At 62.7% G+C, this 249-nt stretch carries 1 pseudogene; it reads right to left on the bottom strand.

Features of this window, described 5'->3' with window-relative positions:
• A pseudogene (locus tag P8629_RS12430) lies at positions 1-249 on the bottom strand (dihydroxy-acid dehydratase domain-containing protein); the annotation flags it as partial.

The following is a 249-nucleotide window of genomic DNA, read 5'->3' as shown; positions in this document are numbered from 1 at the left end:
ACCCGGAGGTGCCGCCGGAGAAACGCCCGTCGGTGATCAGCGCACACGCCTTGCCCAGCCCCATCGATTTCAGGTAGGTGGTTGGGTAAAGCATTTCCTGCATGCCCGGCCCGCCTTTCGGCCCTTCGTAGCGAATCACCACTACGTCGCCCGCCACGACTTTACCGCCGAGGATCGCTTCTACCGCGTCGTCCTGGCTTTCATACACTTTGGCCGGGCCGCGGAAGGTGAGGATTTCCTTGTCGACGC

Origin of the sequence: Hydrogenovibrio sp. 3SP14C1, assembly GCF_029625905.1 — a bacterium.
GTDB lineage: Bacteria > Pseudomonadota > Gammaproteobacteria > Thiomicrospirales > Thiomicrospiraceae > Hydrogenovibrio.
The sequence above is the reverse complement of the archived record's forward strand: the minus strand, read 5'-3'. Positions and strand labels throughout refer to the sequence as shown.